This window comes from Streptomyces sp. CA-106110, assembly GCF_050936285.1.
GTDB lineage: Bacteria > Actinomycetota > Actinomycetes > Streptomycetales > Streptomycetaceae > Streptomyces.
In genome coordinates this window covers 2,455,986-2,472,095 of sequence record NZ_JBNJNB010000001.1, presented here as the reverse complement: position 1 = coordinate 2,472,095, position 16,110 = coordinate 2,455,986, and the positions used below count along the sequence as shown (strand labels likewise).

Below are 16,110 nucleotides of genomic sequence, written 5' to 3'. Positions count from 1 at the left end.
TCGGCACATGTATGTGTCGTCGGGACGCGTATCGGCAGGATGTTTCTCAGTCGTGACTGGTTTGGTGGTCAGGCTGGGGTGGGGATCCAGGCGCCTCGGCCGTCGAAGAGTCGGGTGATGGTGTCGAGCAGGTTGCGGCCCTGCTTGGCGGCGGTAGATAGGTAGCCGCGCACGGCGAAGAAGCGCTCGGCTCCGGGTGCCGTGCGCCAGCCGCCGGAGATCTTCTGCTGGATCTTGGCCATCCGGATGGCCTGCTCGCTGGTGTTGTTGTCGAAGGGCACCCGCCAGTCGAAGGCGAACCGGAGCACCTGGTGGCTTTCGGTGTCGAGGCGGTCGAGCAGGTTCGCGGCCTTGTCCCGTTTGCGGCGTGGTTCGCCGGGGGCGCGGGGCGGGTGCAGGGTCCGTCCGGCGGCGATGATCTCCTCGTAGCGGGCGGTGAGGCGTTCGAGGGCGTCGACGGTGAAGCCGGTGGCGTGAGGGTGCGCGGTCTGGATGTTCTTGATCTCGTCCCAGGTGTCCACCAGCAGCGCGGCCAGCTCTTCGGCCCAGTCCTCGGGGTGGCCGGCAGGCGCGTTGTCCACGACGGAGGCCAGTTCGCGCAGGTGGTGGGCATTGCATAGGGCGTGGACCGCGTCGGTGTACGTCTTGTAGGGCTTCCAGCCGTCGTGGACCGCGATGCCGGTGAAGTGCGGTAGGACGCCCATGGCTTCGAACGCCTTCACGCCGCGCTTCGTGTGGACCTGGTAGAGCGTCAGCGAGCGGGTGCAGGCGGTGTGTACCCAGCAGGTGCGCCCCGCGATCCGGGTGCCGGTCTCGTCGAAGCCGACCACCTCGCACTCGATGAGTTGCTGCCGCACGGCCTCGGTGTGCGGGGCGACTGCCTCGGCGGCCTGCCCGGCCCACCCGAGCAGAGTCGCGGTGGCCACATCCGCGTCCAGGCAGTCGGCCAGCAGTTCGGCGCACCGCTCATAGGGCAGGTGCTGGCGAGTGAGCAGGTAGACCGCCAGGCTCTTCAGCCGCGGCCCGTACTGGGCCGGGGCGGCGGGGGCGTCGGAAGGGGTGGCGGCAGCGTTGACCTGCCCGCAGGCGCAGCGGCGGTGTTCGATGCGGTGCTCGGTCACCCGCAGGCGGATCTCGGGCAGGTCGAAGACCTGCCGCCGCTCGATGGAGACTACCTCGGCCCCGGTCAGGTCACCCGCGCAGCCCAGGCAGGCGGTCGGGGAATGGACCTCGATCGCGTCGGGCTCGTCGACCTGCATCAGCGCGCCCCCGGCGCCGCCGCGGGGCTTGCCCGGGCCTCGGCCCGAGGGCTTACGTAGCGACGTCGGCCTCGCCAGCCCGTCGCTGGACGGCGGCTTGGAGGAGTTCTTCGAGTTCATCCCCAGACGCCGCTTCAGCTCACCGTTCTCCGCGCGCAGCTCAGCGATCTCGGCCCGGGCGGCCGTCAGCTCGGCCCTCAACTCGCCAACGAGTGCAATCAGTTCCGCGTAGCTCGGCAGCGGCGGGGTGTCGGACACGAGATCCAATGATCAACGAGTTGGACGCCAAGATCAACTCAGTGCGCCAGGACCACCAAACCAGTTACTCTCAGTCTTGCCGTGTGTCCCGCATGAGGCGTCCGTCGTTTGACTGCCTGTTGTCTCCGTGCCGATCGCCGACGTCAGCGGCATGCGTAAGTCATCGGCCGTACGCGTCATCGACGGGACCTGTGGGACGCGGACGCGCTCCGGGCTTACACGCGAAGTCCGGTCTCAGACGTCGGGTGGTCGTGCACGGAAACATGCGCTCATACGTGTGCGGAATTGATGTGCCTGCCTCTACGTGTGACCACGTTGTATGGTTGCTCTCGCGGAGCTCCTGGCGGATGCGGCCAACAGGTGTGTCTCTGGCCAGGAAGAACCGTCCCCTTCAGGGCGCAGGCACAGGTGTGACGCCGACAACCACTTCGTTCGGGCCGCGCACCACCGCTGCGGAGGTACTCGACAGCGTCGATCTGAGCGGGCGCCGGATGATCGTCGCCGGAGGGTCCTCCGGTCTCGGTGTGGGACTACTCCCTTCCCGCGGTGTGCTGACCCCGTCGGCCCCTGCCCCTCACGGACCGACCCACGAAGGAGTGAGATGAACGACAGCAAGCGAAGCCCCCAGTTTCTCCTGGTGCACGGGGCATGGCACGGCTCGTGGTGTTGGCGCGAGCTCCAGGACGTTCTCGCCGACCGGGGCTGGACCAACCACACGGTCGACCTGCCGAGCGTCGTTGCCGAAGGGTCCGGTGGGAAACTCCCCGGCCTCCTCGACGACGCCCGGGTGGTCCGAGAGAAGATCGACGCCGTCCAGGCCCCCCTCGTGGTCGTCGGGCACTCCTACGGTGGCGCTCCGGTCACCCAGGCGACTCCGGGAGCCGCTAACGTGTCCCACATCGTGTACCTGGCCGCCTTCGCCCTGGACGAGGGGGAGAGCCTGATGACGTGCTTCGGCGGTGAGCAGCCGGATCTCTCGACGGTGGAGGGTGTCATCCCTGTCCGGGAGAACCCGGAGGTGACGCTCTACAACGACGTGCCCGAGGACAGGAGGGACGCCGCTCTGGCGCGCCTGCTGCCGCAGAGCGCGCTCTCCTTCGCCGAGCCGGTGCGCCGGGCCGGCTGGAAGACCCTTCCCACCAGCTACGTCGTCTGCGACGACGACCAGAGCCTCCCCCCGTCGTACCAGGAGCCGTTCGCCGAGCGGACCGGTGCCACGTATCACCTCCCCAGCGGCCACACTCCGCTGCTCTCCATGCCCGTCAAGCTGGCAGACCTCCTTGAACAGATCGCGTTGGGTACTCCCGCATAGGGTGCTGGACCGGACTGTCGAGGCGTGGGCCCGCGCGACGACCGGAAGGTGTCTGACGAGCCCCGTGTGCCGGCGGTAGGCCGACCGTCATGCCGCACGTTCGGGCGCGACCCAGGCGCTGGTGATGTCCAGCCTGGACCGGCGGCTCGATTCCGGCGAGCCCTTCTTCGAGCTCAGCATCCAGCGGACATCGAGGAGGCGGGTGTCTCCCTCGACGACCCTGGCCCCGGCCCGGGCCGATGTGCTCTCCAGGTATGTTCGACGCCCGCCGCGAAGGCCGCTCAGTGAGGAACACTGCGATGACCGCACAAGCCGCCCTGCCGACCCTGCATGAGGCGACCTACGACACCGGCCGCCAGAAGATCTTCGTTGCCAAGGCAGGGGAGGGCCCGGCGGTGCTCCTGCTGCACGGCGGAGGACCGGGTACCAACGGCGTCTCCAGCTACGTCCGCAATATCGCGGCACTGGCAAGGGACCACCAGGTCATCGTCCCCGACCTGCCCGGCTACGGCCGCAGCACCAAGGGCGTCGACCCCGCCGACCCCTTCGGCCACCTCGCGGACGGCGTCCGCGGCCTGCTGGACCGGCTCGGCCTGGAGAAGGCACACCTGGTCGGCCACTCCTACGGCGGTGCCTGCGCCCTGCGCCTGGCCCTGGACACCCCCGACCGGGTCGACCGCATGGTCCTTGTGGCCCCCGGTGGTATCGGCACCACCCGCGCCCTGCCCACCCCGGGCGTGAACCGCCTGCTGAACTACTACACCGGCGACGGGCCCTCCCGGCAGAAGTTGGAGGAGTTCATCCGCCGCTACCTCGTCTTCGACGACGCCGACATCACCGACTCCGCCATCGAGGAGCGCTACCGGGCCAGCCTCGACCCAGATGTCGTCGCCGCACCACCGCTGCGCCGCCCCTCCGGCCGGGGCGCACTGCGCACCATCTGGAAGATGGATCTCACACGCGATGCGCGCCTGACCCGCCTCGCCGTTCCCACACTCGTCGTCTGGGGCGCGGCGGACAAGGTGAACCGGCCCTCGGGCGCCCGGATGCTGGCCGACCGCCTGCCCGACTGCGACCTCTACCTGGCCGCCCGGACCGGGCACTGGCCCCAGTACGAACGCGCCGAGCGGTTCAACCGACTGTGCGCGGACTTCCTGGCCGGCAGTCGGTGAAAACGGGCCGGCCCACGGCAGGACAGCGGCACGCGAAGGACCGGCAGGCCTCGACCACCTGGGCGCCGTCCTGAAGGTCCGCCGTACGTAGGGCGTAGCACTACTGGGTCACATGGGTTCGTGAGCAGCTCTGTGACGGTGCCGTGTCGGTGGGGCCTTGACAGGGATGCCCGACATGAGGACCCTCGTAACTCATTAGAACGGTGACGAATGATGGGGGCGGGGTAGCCCCGGGCGTTCACTACCGCAGCCCTCGAAGTCGACGCCGTGAGGTGGTCGCCGATCGGGCCGCGTGTGCGATGCGTCACCACCTTGACAGGTGACGCATGTCGGTGCACGCTGATAATCGTCCCTGGTGGCGATGGGGACGCCATCCGTGATCGGCGAAGTGGAGAATGGTCATGAGCAAGGAACTCGCCGGCGATCCCGCCGCGGCGGCGCGGCACGCGCGCTTTGGCAAGCTTCCCGAGCGCATCCGCTTCGAGGACATGACCGAAGAGGCGGAGGCCGGGCCGAACAGCGGGGTGAACGCTTCGTACAACCCCGAAGGCTCGTGGAATTACTACTCGTGCCTGGCTCTCGACCTGGGGCTGTAGGCCGCGGGCGGGGTTACAGTCGCGCGCCTCGCTGATCGGCGACCCGCGCGCGCCCCGGCGTCACTCGCCGGTAGCCAAGGACGGACGGACTGTCGATGTCCGTATACCCAGCCGGTGTGAGCAGGCTGGCCAGACACCAGGGCGCCCGCGTGCTGCGGGCGAGCGGAGTGCAGTCCGAGGCGGGCGTCAGCTAGGCCGGTCTCAATCAACTGTTCGTGCCCCTCTTCAACTCTTCGAGCTGCTGGACCGCAGCCACCGCGAGGCCCCGCGACACGTCGTTGCTGCTCCCGTCGACGACCTGCCATGGCCGGGCCTGGCCACACCGCGGTACGGGGCTTCGTGGCCCGACGGCTCATCGGCAGCCGCATCGGCTTCCTGTGCGCCTCCCGCGTTAGATCCTCACCGATTTCCTGGAGCAGGCCGCCCGTGTGCGCCTGGCGCCACCGGACTGGCGGCCGCTGCGTGAGCACGCGGCTTCCCGTCGCCGTAACGGACCGCGCGGACAGGGTGGTTGAACCGGGCTCTCTCGTTGCCGGCCGCGTCGGGCGCGGCGAGCCAGGCGGGCTGCATGCGTGTCCCTGCACTGGCATCTGCCATCACCCTCTGGATGCGCCGCTGGACGTTCCTTCGGTTGAGGTCCATCTGTGAGGCGCGATCATCCCGCCTCCGAGAGGCACAGACGGCGCGCTCTCCCGGTAGCTCTCGAACGGTAGTACCGCCCGGAACACCCGAGGTGTGCCATCCGTGCGGCCGGCCGACCCCTGGCGCACGAGGCATCAAGCACACGTGTGCTGCCGGCCCCGCTCACGCCGGCGCGCCGGGGAGACCTCGTCGGAGGTCGCTCCGCCCACCGTCAGGGGGCGCGTCAGAGGGCAGATGTAACTCAAGGCGCGCGCGCCCGCGTTGCCGAGCGCGGTGCGTCATCCGTCAAAGACGGCACCGGCTCGTCGTGGCGAGACGGCCACGCAAAAGGCTCTCGGTCACCCCTTTGACAGGTGACGAAAATGTCTGCCATGATTTCGTCACCGCCTCAACCGGTGACGCGAAAGTGTCCTGGCCTGCAGGCGTCCGAAGACCTTTCGACCCAGATGGGGAGCACCAGTCATGGCAGTCAGCTACACCGCCGTTGTCGACGTCGACGGAGAGGGCCGGAACGGCGGTCACGTGCGCTCCTCCGACGGTCTGCTGGAGACCAGCCTCGCCCTCCCCAAGGAGGTGGGTGGCGCAGGCACCGCGACCAACCCCGAGCAGCTGCTGGCCGCCGGCTGGGCCGCCTGCTTCCTGGGCGCCCTCCGCCGCGCCGCCACCCTGCGCAAGATCCGGCTCACCAGCACCACCATCACCGCCAAGATCACCCTCACCCACGGCGATGACGGCGAGTTCTCCCTCTCCGCGGTCCTCAACCCCGTCCTCGGGGGTGTCGACCAGGCCACCGCCGAGGAGCTCGCGCACGCCGCCCACCAGATCTGCCCCTACTCCAAGGCCACGCGCAACAACATCCCGGTCACCATCAACGCCAGCGCTGCTGCCTGATCGACTCCTCCCCTCCACCACGGGTCCCGTGTTCCCCTCTACGCCCCCCTGCGCGGGATCCGAGATCTCTCAGCCGTACCCATACTGCCGACCTATGAGCGAGGGCAGGACATGGCTTCCATGACGCACACATACGTACGGACCGTCAGGCATCGTCGTTCGGATCTCGACCGTGTCTCCGGCGAGCGACTGTCCCGATTCGCGGCAAACCCCCAGGACGGTGACCGGCCCACGGACACGCAGATATGGAACTGGGCGGAGAGTGTGACGCTGTTGGGGTACGGCCCGGCGGCTTCGACCTTCCTGTGACGGACGCGCAGTTAGGCCCGCGCGGGTGGCCAGCGGCACCCTGCTGCCGGGACGACCCGAGCCGACTCTCCGTGGCCCTGCTCGCCGCAGCCGGTCCGGCCGGAGCTCGTCCGCAGCCCAACGCCGCGTCCAGTCAAGGGTCATGGACTGGCGTGCGCGCACACCCGGTTGAGGCCAGCGCGCCCAACTGCCTCACGTATCTGAAGGGTCACCAGGTGCGGATGGCTTAGGTGCCTGGTGCCGGCGTCCGACTGGGACACACCGTCAGCTGACTGACGCGGCACGTATCGATCGCGGCCAACACTGAGGGCACGGCCCCCGCCGGCGTACATGAGCGCCGGTGACTGGTGTGGGCTCGAGACCCACGGCGGGCCCCGCGCTCGGCGCGCGTCCGCGGGGGCACCGCCCACTGACCCCAACCCCAAAACCCGGCCATCGAAAGCGAGATCACAGCCATGGACATGAAGCTCGAAGTCGTCATTCTGCCCGTCTCCGACGTGGACCTCGCCAAGGGCTTCTACGTGGAGCAGCTCGGCTGGCGCCTCGACGCCGACTTCCCGATCAACGACGGCTACCGGATCGTGCAGGTGACCCCGCCCGGCTCCGAGTGCTCGATCATCTTCGGGGAGGGCCTCACTCGGCAGGAGGCGGGCACGCTCCACGGCCTCCAGTTGACCGTCACCGATATGGCCAAGGCCCAGGAGGAGTTGGCCTCCCGCGATGTGGAGGTCTCCGGCCCGTTCCGCGACGAGACCGGTGCCTTCCACCACGCCGGCGACTCCCACCGGGTGCCCGGCCTGCACCCCGAGCGGGCCAGCTACGGCACTTTCGCCGCCTTCAAGGACCTCGACGGCAACGAGTGGTTCCTCCAGGAGGTCACCGAGCGCGCCCCCGGCCGCTGACAGCCCGTCCCGGCGCGGTTGACCTCCCCGGCCGTGCCCGGACCGCCATCCCCTACGGACATCCACGACATCCAACCGACCGGCATCCAGCCACCGGAGGACTCATGACGACCGAGAACATCCGCACGTACGACGTCATAGTGATCGGCGCAGGTCCGGTCGGCGAGAACGTCGCGGACCGCACCACCGCCGCGGGTCTGAGTACCGTCATCGTCGAGAGCGAACTGGCCGGCGGCGAGTGCTCCTACTGGGCCTGCGAACCCAGCAAGGCCCTGCTGCGCCCCGCCTTGCTCCGTGCCGATGCCATGCACGTCCCCGGTCTCGACCCTTCCGTCAAGGGCCCTCTGGACGTCGAAGCCGTCCTGGCGCACCGCAATCGCATGTCCGCCGACTGGAACGACGACGGCCAGGTGGAGTGGATCAAGTCAGCCGGCATCGACCTGCTGCGCGGCCACGGACGCCTGACGGCGGAGCGCGAGGTGTCCGTGGAGACCCCCGACGGCGACACCGTCCACCTGCGGGCCCGGCACGCCGTTGCCGTGTGCACCGGCAGCCGTGCGGCCCTGCCCCCTCTGCCCGGGATCGAGAACCTGCGGCCCTGGACCAGCCGGGAGGCGACCAGCGCCCAGCAGCCGCCGCAGCGCCTCGTGATCGTCGGCGCCGGTGTGGTGGGCGTCGAGATGGCCACCGCCTGGCAGGCCCTGGGCAGTCGGGTGACTCTGCTCGCCAGGGGTGAGGGGCTGCTGCCCCGGCTGGAACCCTTCGCGGGCGAGCTGGTCACCGAACGTCTGCGGGAGGCCGGTGTGGACGTACGCTTCAACATCTCCGTCGTCGGCGCTGCGCGGGTGGACGACGGTGGGGGCGAGGTCCGAGTCACCCTGTCGGACGGCAGTGAGATCACCGGCGACGAGATCCTTTTCGCCACCGGCCGCGCCCCGCGGTCCGACGACATCGGGCTCGACACCGTGGGACTCGAACCGGGTGACTGGCTCGCCACCGACGACAGCCTGACCGTCACCGCCGTCCCCGGGAACTGGCTGTACGCCGTCGGCGACGTCAATCGCCGCGCCCTCTTCACCCACCAGGGCAAGTACCAGGCCCGTATCGCCGGTGCCGTGATCGCCGGCCGGGCCCGGGGCGAGGAACTCGTCACCGGCCGCTGGGCACCCCACAGCAGCACGGCCGACGTCGAGGCTGTTCCGGGCGTCGTCTTCACCGACCCCGAGGTCGCCTCCGTAGGTTTGACCGTCCGCGAGGCCGAGCGCACCGGCCGGGCCGTCGAGGTCGTCGACCACGACATCGGTCACCTCGCCGGCGCGGTCCAGTACCGCCCTGATTACCGAGGCAGGGCCCGGATCCTCATCGACCGGGACCGTCAGGTCGTCGTCGGCGCCACCTTCGTGGGACCGGGCGTAGGCGAACTGCTGTACTCGGCCACTGTCGCCATCACCGGGGAGGTGCCGGTCGAACGTCTTTGGCACGCCGTACCCGCGTTCCCCACCATCAGCGAGGTGTGGCTGCGCCTGCTGGAGACGAGGCGGGACTCATGACCACCGCACGGGACCTCGTGCTCGTCGCCCTGGGGATGCCGTCCGACCGGCCCGTCGAGCAGGGCGACCTGTCGCTCGCCCTCGCGGGCGCCGAGGCGATCGATCTCCTGGAGAGCGGCGCGTTGAGCCTGGACGGCGATCGCATGGTGCCCGGCCCGAGGGCGGCGACGGGTGACCGTCTGCTCGACCAGGCGGATGCCTCGCTCGTCCGACGGGAGCCTTACGAAACGGTCGACGACTGGCTGTGGCACCGCGGCAGAGACCTCGCCGCGGCCTACGTCGACGACCTGGAGCGGGCCGGGCTCGTCACCCACCCACGGGGCCACGGATTCCGGCTGCGGTTCGCGCGGGCCGTGCCGGCCGATGCGCAGGCACGCCGCAGTGCGGAGGAACGCAGAGTGTCCGGCGAGCCCGTCCTCGCCGCTCTGCTGGCAGCCGTGGGGATCGGGGAGGGCCCGTCGGAGGCCCGCGAACGCCTCATCGGGGACGCCGCCACGACGGTGCTGGCCGCCGTCGGCGACGCGGTGACGCAGCTGGAGGCCGTACGACTGCGGCGGGACATCGAGAACGCCGCGTTCGACAACGTGTGGCGGGGCTAGCGTCCTCCAGCAAGCGTGCCCACCCGTCCAGCGCGGCGGACCGTGTCGCACACGGTGCCTATCGGGGCACGCAACGCACCGCCGTCCGCGGGCGCACCGACGTATCAGTCGGAGCTGCCCGCCGCACCCGACTTCACCAAGGTGTACATGACGGAACGCTCCTGCTTGTGACGCCTGATACGTCCCTTGGCGACCAGGGATTCGAGGGTGTTCCGCACCACCTGCGGTGTGGGGTTGCGGTCCGGGTGTTTCTTGAGGAGTTCGTCCCGCAGTTCCTTCGCCAGACGCGGCTCCTTGTACTGGCCGAGCAGGTCCGCCAGAAGGACACCGAGCAAAGGCTGGCGCGACGTCCCCTTCGCGTCGGCCTTCGCCGTGTTGCCGGCAGGAGCCGTCCTGGCCGACGCGGAACGCCGTGAGGCGGTTCCAGCGGGGGCCTGCTTCGCCTTGGCAGCGACGGGCTCGTCCTGCGACTGCTCGGGCAGACGGGACGCGTCCGCGAAACCCTCATACTGCTCGGCGAGGTTGATGATGTCCGCAAGGAGGGCCTCCTCCTGCTTCAACACCATGATCCTCTCCTGCAGCTCCTGCTGCCGGCGGCGGTTCTCCTCCAGGTCCGATGCGGCCTGTGCTACGTACCGCGATCGGAGGGTGGCGGCTGATTGGTTGGTCACAACCATTCACTTCCTCGATATGGATGATGTTGCGCATGGTACCCACGCCGAGGGTCCCTGCGGACAAGTGTCAACGCCAGATGCTTCGTCTGACATGTGCACCCTTCACGATAGGCGCTGATGTGCCTGCGCACGTAGGAAGTGTGGCCCTTTCTTCGGCCTCCCGAGGGTGCGACGACGTCAGTGGCACAAGGTTCGCTCCACACATACTGCCCGGTAAGTGTGTTGCCGAACCGCCTGTGACGCCCCTTCATGGACCGGTGTGTGTGGGACGCGTCCGTGTTCGATGCGGCTGCCGGTCTCGCCCGACCGATCGCACTCGGGCATCGGTCAGACGGGACCGCGTTGCACTGAACCTTTCCCGGTAAGCGATCATGCCTGTGTGTGAACGTTCAGATGGTGCGGTCGTATTCAAGTTGGAGTAGGACGAGGGCTGCGGCGGCGATCTGGGTGATGCGGCTGGGATCGAGGCTGACCCTCCGCAGGGCCTTGAAAGTGGTCTTAAGCAGGGCATTCGCGCGTTCGCACATCCCGTGGATACCTCGGATGACCCTGTTGAAGGTCTGCTGGGCTTCGGTGAGTTCACCGCCCGCGGGCTTCTTGACCGGGTGACGGAAGCCGTCTCCGGCGTTCTCGTAGCCGAGGTCGACCAGGGTGAGGGTGCCCAGTTGGTCGGCGAGCCGGTTCAGCGCATCGAGCAGCCCGTGGTGGCGGGCGCAGGTAGTGTCGTGCTCGCGGCCGGGCCGCACCGGCGAGACCCAGATCGGCCAGCCGTCCGGGGCGGAGATGACCTGCACGTTGCCGCCGTGATGCTTGTGCTTCCCGGACCACCAGAGGTCTGCCCCGTTGGGCCCCGGGGCCGCGACACGGTCGGTGCGGATGACCGTGCCGTCCAGATTGAGATGGGTCAGGCCGGCCGCCTTCGCCCGTTCCAGCGCGGTGGCCAGGTCCGGTGCCCCGGCCGCCAGGACCGTCAGCCCTTCGTGCAGGTATCGGTAGGCGGTGGACGTGGACAGGGCGTTGTCGCGGGCGAGTTGGGCCAGGCGGGTGCCGTCGATGAACCAGCGCAGGATCAGCACGGCCTGCTTGAAGCAGCCCAGGGCGCGGCGCCCGCGGCGGGTGCCGACCTCGGTTCGATGGCTTCGCAGGAGCCGGGCCAGGTGCTCGGCGGTGGAGCGCCGGACATCGAGCACGGCGGTGTATGTGACACTGGTCGGCACGTGAGGCCCCTCGGTCGGATCTTTCTGTTGCAAGATCGTTCCTACCAGGGGCCTTACGCCTGCCCGGAGTTGGGAGTGCACCACGAGACACCCGGAGGCGATCACACTCAGCGACCGCCGGTTACCGAGAAAGGCTCACTGTCCAGGGGGCGAGGCCGGGTGTCGTCCGTCCGCCCCGCGGAACGGGGTCCGTCACCTCACGGCGTACTGGCGGGCGGGCGGCTTCAGGTGGGGGTGGTGCCGCACATGTCAACGTGGCACGCCTTCCCCACAGGCGCCCACGAAGGTCACATGGGTCCGGCTCCGGGGCAGGTCATGGCGGCTCGCCGCCCGTGACATACACCTCACACCTTGCCTCTGCTCGGCCTCTGCCGAAACGCGGGGTCCGATGGAAGTCAGCCCACCGCAGCCGCAGAGCCATGTACCTCTGAGACACCCAGAAGTGACGACCGGATGCGCACGGCGTACTGAACACGATCCGCGAGGCCCCCTTGAGGACCTCGTCGCCGGCTGAACGTCACGTTCGACGGGACCGTGCGACGCCCGGGTCAGGAGGTCAGCGCGCGGCCACGGCGGGCGCGGTCTTCTTGCGTGCTCGGTAGGCGGCGGCCTTGATCTTGTTGCCGCAGGACTCCATACCGCACCACTGGCGCCGCATGCCCCGGGAGCGGTCGATGTAGACCCGCGTGCACTCGGGGTTGCCGCACTCCTTCATCAAGGGGACGTCCGGGCCGCTGAGCAGCTCCACGGCCTGCCGGGCGACGGTCGCCAGAGTCTGCTCGGGAGTCGCCTCGGTGAGCCGCCCGGTCGTGGTGAGCTGGGGCGTCACAGGGGTCTTGCGCGCGGCGGCGTTGACCGCGTCGAGCGCATCCCGGTCGAACTCCTCGCCGAGACGGCGGTCGGTGACGAGCCGGTAGATGGCCTCGCGCACGGCCGTCGCCTCCCGGACGTCGTCGTCCTCCCCGGGAGTGATCGTGTCCACCAGCCCGGATTCCAGGTACCAGGCATTCAGCCGCTCGGGCGTCACGAACATCTCGAACCGGGCCGAGCGCCGGGCCCGGAGGGTGGCCGCGAAGTCGAGGGCCGGGTGCCCGCATACGAATACATGCTCCAGGTTCACATCACCATCTTGACAGGTGACTCCCGTCGGGCGCAAGAAGCGTCGCCGTTCCAGAGGGTGCCGCCGGCGCCGGCGCGGTCGGGAGCGTAGGGCATCTCGCGCGGTCCGCGCAGGCCAGGATGTGTGAGTGCACGGGTCAGGACCCGGATCGGGCCGGCGCCGCCCCCTCCCGTCGGTCGCGGCCCGGTTCCAGACGGAGTTCGCGGCCCTGCCATCGGCGGCGCAGCCAGCGGTCGTGGCTCGCCACGACGATCGCGCCGGGGCCCGCACCCAGTGCGGCCTCGAGTTCGTCGCACAGGCGCGGGGAGAGGTGGTTGGTGGGCTCGTCGAGCAGGAGGAGCTGGGGCGGGCTGGCCACCAGCAGTGCCAGCGCCAGCCGCCGGCGCTGCCCCACGGACAGTTCTCCGACCGGCTTGTCCAGGTCCGCTTCGTGCAGGAGACCGAGGGAGCCCAGCGGCGCCTTCTCGGCCCGCGCCGGGCCCAGGGACAGCTCATAGGTGAGCCGGACCGTGCGGTCGGACCGCTCGAACACGGTGTCCTGGGTGAGCAGCCCCACCGTCAGCCGGCGCCGCCGGTGCACCTCGCCCTCGGCCGGGAGACATCCGGCGAGTACGGCGAGCAGCGTCGACTTGCCCGCCCCGTTGCCGCCGGTGACGAGCAGCCGGTCCTTCGCCGAGACCTCCAGGCCGTCGAGTGCGAGACGGCCGGGCACCCGCACGTTGAGCAGGGACACCAAGGGCCGCGTGCCCTCCTCGGCATGTGCGGCCAGTTCCCCGGCCGCGAACCGCAGCGGGCGCGGCGGCTCGGCGACCTGGGTGCGCTCCAGCGCCTCCAGTCTTTGCGCGGCATTGCGGACCCGGCGGGAGATCTGGTTCTGCACGCGGCCCGCCCGATGGCCGTAACCCATCTTCTCGTTGTCGCGCCGCCCCCGATCCGGAGCCACCCGGTGGGCGGTCACGCCCGTCGAGTGGCGCAGCTCCTCCAGCCCCTGCTGCTCCGCGGCGTACTGCCGCTCCCAGCGCTCCCGCTCGGCGCGCTTCTCGGACAGGTAGGCGCTGTAGTTGCCGCCGTAGCGGACCGGGCCGCCCATCGCGGGATCGAGGTCGATCAGGTCGGTGCAGACGGCGTCCAGGAACGCCCGGTCGTGGCTGGCGACCACCACGGTCCCGGTCAGGCCGCGGATCTGCTCCTCCAGGAAGGCGGCGGCGCTGTCGTCGAGGTGGTTGGTCGGCTCGTCCAGTAGCAGCGCCGACGGCCGCCGGACGAGCAGCGCGGCCAGGGCCAGCCGGCCGCGCTGCCCGCCCGAGAGCGAACCGAGCGTGCGGTCGTGCCCGAACGCGCCGAGGCCCAGGCCGTCGAGCACCAGGGCCGCGCGGTGGTCGGCGTCCCAGGACTCCCGGTCCTGGGCCTGTTCCAGCCGCCTGCCGTAGGCGTCGAGGAGATCCTGGTGCCCGGGGTCGTCCTGCGGGACGCGGGCGAGCTCCTCGCCGAGCCGTTCCAGCTTCGCGAGGTCCTCGCGTGCTTCGCGGAGCGCCTCGTCCAGCACCGTGGCGATGGTCGCGGCGGCGTCGAACGGCATCTCCTGGTGCAGGAAGCCCAGTTCGGGAGGGCGGGAGACGCTTCCGGCATCGGGTTCGTCCACGCCGGCGAGTACCCGCAGCAGGGTGGACTTGCCGGCGCCGTTCTCCCCGATCAGCCCGATGCGGTGGCCGGGGGAGGCGGTCAGGGAGACGCCGTCGAGGACGCGGTGCCCGCCCAGGTTGCGGACGAGGTCGTGGGCGAGCAGTGCGGGTTGGGGCACGGGGATCCGTCCAACGTGATCGGTGGTCGGCCCGCCGGGAGCTGCGCCTCGGACGCGGGCCACGGCACACTCCGGCGGCTCACACCGCAGGGGCTCCCGTCTCCGTGAGTCCTCCGTCGGCCAGCCGCAGCCAGCGGTCGACCCCGATCTCGGTGAGGAACCGCTCGTCGTGGCTGACCACCATGAAGGCGCCCTGGTAGGAGTTCAGCGCGCTCTCCAGCTGGCCCGCGCTGACCAGGTCGAGGTTGTTGGTCGGCTCGTCGAGCAGGAGCAGATGAGGGGCCGGTTCGGCACACAGCACGCAGGCCAGGGTGGCGCGCAGCCGTTCGCCGCCGGAGAGCACTCCGACCGGCAGGTGCGCCCGCGCGCCCCGGAAGAGGAAGCGGGCCAGCAGGTTCATCCGCTCCGCCTCGGGCCGCTCCGGGGCGAACGCGGCGAAGTTCTCCGCCACGGTGCGGTCCAGGTCAAGCAGGTCCAGGCGCTGCGAGAGGTAGGCGATCCGGCCGTCGTTGCGCTTGATCTCCCCGCCGTCCGGGGCGAGTTCGCCGCTGATCAGACGCATCAGAGTGGTCTTACCGGCGCCGTTGGGCCCGATCAGCGCGATGCGCTCGGGACCCCGGACGGTCAGGTCCACACCGCCCGCGGCGAACACGGCCTTGTCCCCGAGGTGGACCTGCATCCCCGTGCCGAGGAAGAGGTTGCGTCCGGCGGGCACCCGGGTGTCGGGCAGCTCGAGGGTGATGCGCTGCTCGTCGCGCAGGGTGCGGCCGGCCTCGTCGAGCCGGGCCTGCGCCTCGCTGATACGAGCCGCGTGCATCTGCCCGGCCCGGCCCGCGGACTCCTGCGCGCCGCGCTTCATGTTGCCGGCGAAGATGCGGGGCAGGCCGGCATTCTTGAGGTTGCGGGCGGCGGTGCTCTGCCGGCGGTCGGCGCGTTCGCGGGCCTGCTGCATCTCCCGCTTCTCCCGCTTCAGCTCCTGCTCGGCGTTTCGCACGTTCTTCTCGGCGACCTCCTGCTCGGCGCGGACGGCCTCCTCGTACTCGGTGAAGTTGCCGCCGTACAGGCGCAGTTCGTCGCTGCCGAGTTCGGCGATGCGTTCCATGCGGTCGAGCAGTGCGCGGTCGTGGCTGACCAGGAGCAGACAGCCGTTGAAGTCCGACAGCACGTCGTACAGCTTGTGCCGGGCCTCCAGGTCGAGGTTGTTGGTCGGCTCGTCGAGCAGGAGTACGTCGGGACGCTTGAGCAACTGGGCGGCGAGGCCGAGCGAGACGACCTGGCCGCCGCTGAGCGTGCTGAGGCTGCGGTCCAGAGTGAGATCGGCCAGGCCGAGACGGTCGAGCTCGGCGCGGGTGCGCTCCTCGATGTCCCAGTCGTCACCGATGGTGGTGAAGTGCTCCTCGCTCACGTCCCCGGACTCCACGGCGTCCAGGGCCCGGATCACCGCGGCGACGCCGAGCACCTCGGCGACCGTGAGGTTCCCGGTCAGGGGCAGGCTCTGCGGGAGGTAGCCGAGCGTGCCGCTGACGGACACCGAGCCGGTGGCGGGTTTGAGTTCGCCGGCGATCAGCTTGAGCAGCGTGCTCTTGCCGGAGCCGTTGGGGGCGACCAGGCCCGTGCGGCCGGTGTTCACGCTGAAGGACAGGTCGTGGAAGACCGGGGTGTCGTCGGGCCAGGCGAAGGAAAGGTTCGAGCAGACGATGGCGGCGTCGGACATGGAAAGACCTCGGAGGGACTGAGGGCAGAGCTTGGACCTCTGCCCTGGGCAGACGTGGAAAAAGGGGGACGACGAAACCGGCCACCTCGGCAGC

14 protein-coding genes are annotated in these 16,110 nt (G+C 69.9%); 8 read left to right on the top strand and 6 right to left on the bottom strand.

All coding sequences use genetic code 11. The annotated features are described in order from the left end of the window. Positions 1 to 68: 68 nt before the first annotated feature. The gene (tnpC, locus tag ACQEXA_RS11425) at positions 69 to 1,517 is read right to left on the bottom strand and encodes an IS66 family transposase (protein ID WP_432920114.1); all 1,449 of its coding nucleotides are present in this window, start codon (positions 1,515 to 1,517) and stop codon (positions 69 to 71) included. 601 nt (positions 1,518 to 2,118) lie between these two features. Here tnpC and ACQEXA_RS11420 point away from each other — a divergent pair. From ACQEXA_RS11420 to ACQEXA_RS11385, 8 genes are all read left to right on the top strand, one after another. After that, entirely contained in the window at positions 2,119 to 2,829 is a 711-nt protein-coding gene (locus ACQEXA_RS11420; protein WP_433129626.1) for an alpha/beta hydrolase, read from the top strand. A 299-nt stretch (positions 2,830 to 3,128) separates the two neighbouring features. Next, positions 3,129 to 4,001 (top strand): alpha/beta hydrolase, encoded by an 873-nt coding sequence (locus ACQEXA_RS11415; protein WP_433129624.1) that lies wholly within the window; start codon positions 3,129 to 3,131, stop codon positions 3,999 to 4,001. 401 nt (positions 4,002 to 4,402) lie between these two features. Next, positions 4,403 to 4,597: a hypothetical protein gene (locus tag ACQEXA_RS11410; RefSeq protein WP_433129622.1), complete on the top strand. Its 195-nt coding sequence runs from the start codon at positions 4,403 to 4,405 to the stop codon at positions 4,595 to 4,597. 1,104 nt (positions 4,598 to 5,701) lie between these two features. Beyond that, positions 5,702 to 6,130, top strand: a complete 429-nt coding sequence (locus tag ACQEXA_RS11405; protein ID WP_433129620.1) for an organic hydroperoxide resistance protein — start codon at positions 5,702 to 5,704, stop codon at positions 6,128 to 6,130. A gap of 120 nt (positions 6,131 to 6,250) precedes the next feature. Next, positions 6,251 to 6,439 carry a hypothetical protein gene (locus ACQEXA_RS11400; protein ID WP_433129618.1) on the top strand — a complete coding sequence of 63 codons (189 nt, stop codon included), beginning with the start codon at positions 6,251 to 6,253 and terminating at the stop codon, positions 6,437 to 6,439. 455 nt (positions 6,440 to 6,894) lie between these two features. Next, the gene (locus tag ACQEXA_RS11395; protein WP_433129616.1) at positions 6,895 to 7,341 is read left to right on the top strand and encodes a VOC family protein; all 447 of its coding nucleotides are present in this window, start codon (positions 6,895 to 6,897) and stop codon (positions 7,339 to 7,341) included. A 104-nt stretch (positions 7,342 to 7,445) separates the two neighbouring features. Continuing rightward, positions 7,446 to 8,891: a dihydrolipoyl dehydrogenase family protein gene (locus tag ACQEXA_RS11390; RefSeq protein ID WP_433129614.1), complete on the top strand. Its 1,446-nt coding sequence runs from the start codon at positions 7,446 to 7,448 to the stop codon at positions 8,889 to 8,891. Beyond that, a complete protein-coding gene (locus ACQEXA_RS11385; RefSeq protein ID WP_432934986.1) occupies positions 8,888 to 9,490 on the top strand; it encodes a GOLPH3/VPS74 family protein in 603 nt (200 codons plus the stop codon). The genes ACQEXA_RS11390 and ACQEXA_RS11385 overlap by 4 nt, the downstream gene beginning before the upstream one ends. Before the next feature lie 104 nt (positions 9,491 to 9,594). On the opposite strand, the gene ACQEXA_RS11380 is transcribed toward ACQEXA_RS11385, so the two are convergent. From ACQEXA_RS11380 to abc-f, 5 genes are all read right to left on the bottom strand, one after another. After that, complete coding sequence (locus ACQEXA_RS11380; protein WP_432934985.1) at positions 9,595 to 10,161, bottom strand: hypothetical protein; 567 nt, start codon at positions 10,159 to 10,161, stop codon at positions 9,595 to 9,597. A 392-nt stretch (positions 10,162 to 10,553) separates the two neighbouring features. Beyond that, the gene (locus ACQEXA_RS11375) at positions 10,554 to 11,381 is read right to left on the bottom strand and encodes an HARBI1 family protein (protein WP_433129612.1); all 828 of its coding nucleotides are present in this window, start codon (positions 11,379 to 11,381) and stop codon (positions 10,554 to 10,556) included. 556 nt (positions 11,382 to 11,937) lie between these two features. Then, on the bottom strand, positions 11,938 to 12,501 hold the full coding sequence (locus ACQEXA_RS11370) for a CGNR zinc finger domain-containing protein (RefSeq protein ID WP_432934984.1): 564 nt from the start codon (positions 12,499 to 12,501) through the stop codon (positions 11,938 to 11,940). 136 nt (positions 12,502 to 12,637) lie between these two features. Continuing rightward, a complete protein-coding gene (locus tag ACQEXA_RS11365) occupies positions 12,638 to 14,302 on the bottom strand; it encodes an ABC-F family ATP-binding cassette domain-containing protein (protein WP_433129610.1) in 1,665 nt (554 codons plus the stop codon). A 79-nt stretch (positions 14,303 to 14,381) separates the two neighbouring features. Further along, a complete protein-coding gene (abc-f, locus tag ACQEXA_RS11360) occupies positions 14,382 to 16,016 on the bottom strand; it encodes a ribosomal protection-like ABC-F family protein (protein WP_432934982.1) in 1,635 nt (544 codons plus the stop codon). Positions 16,017 to 16,110: the final 94 nt, after the last annotated feature.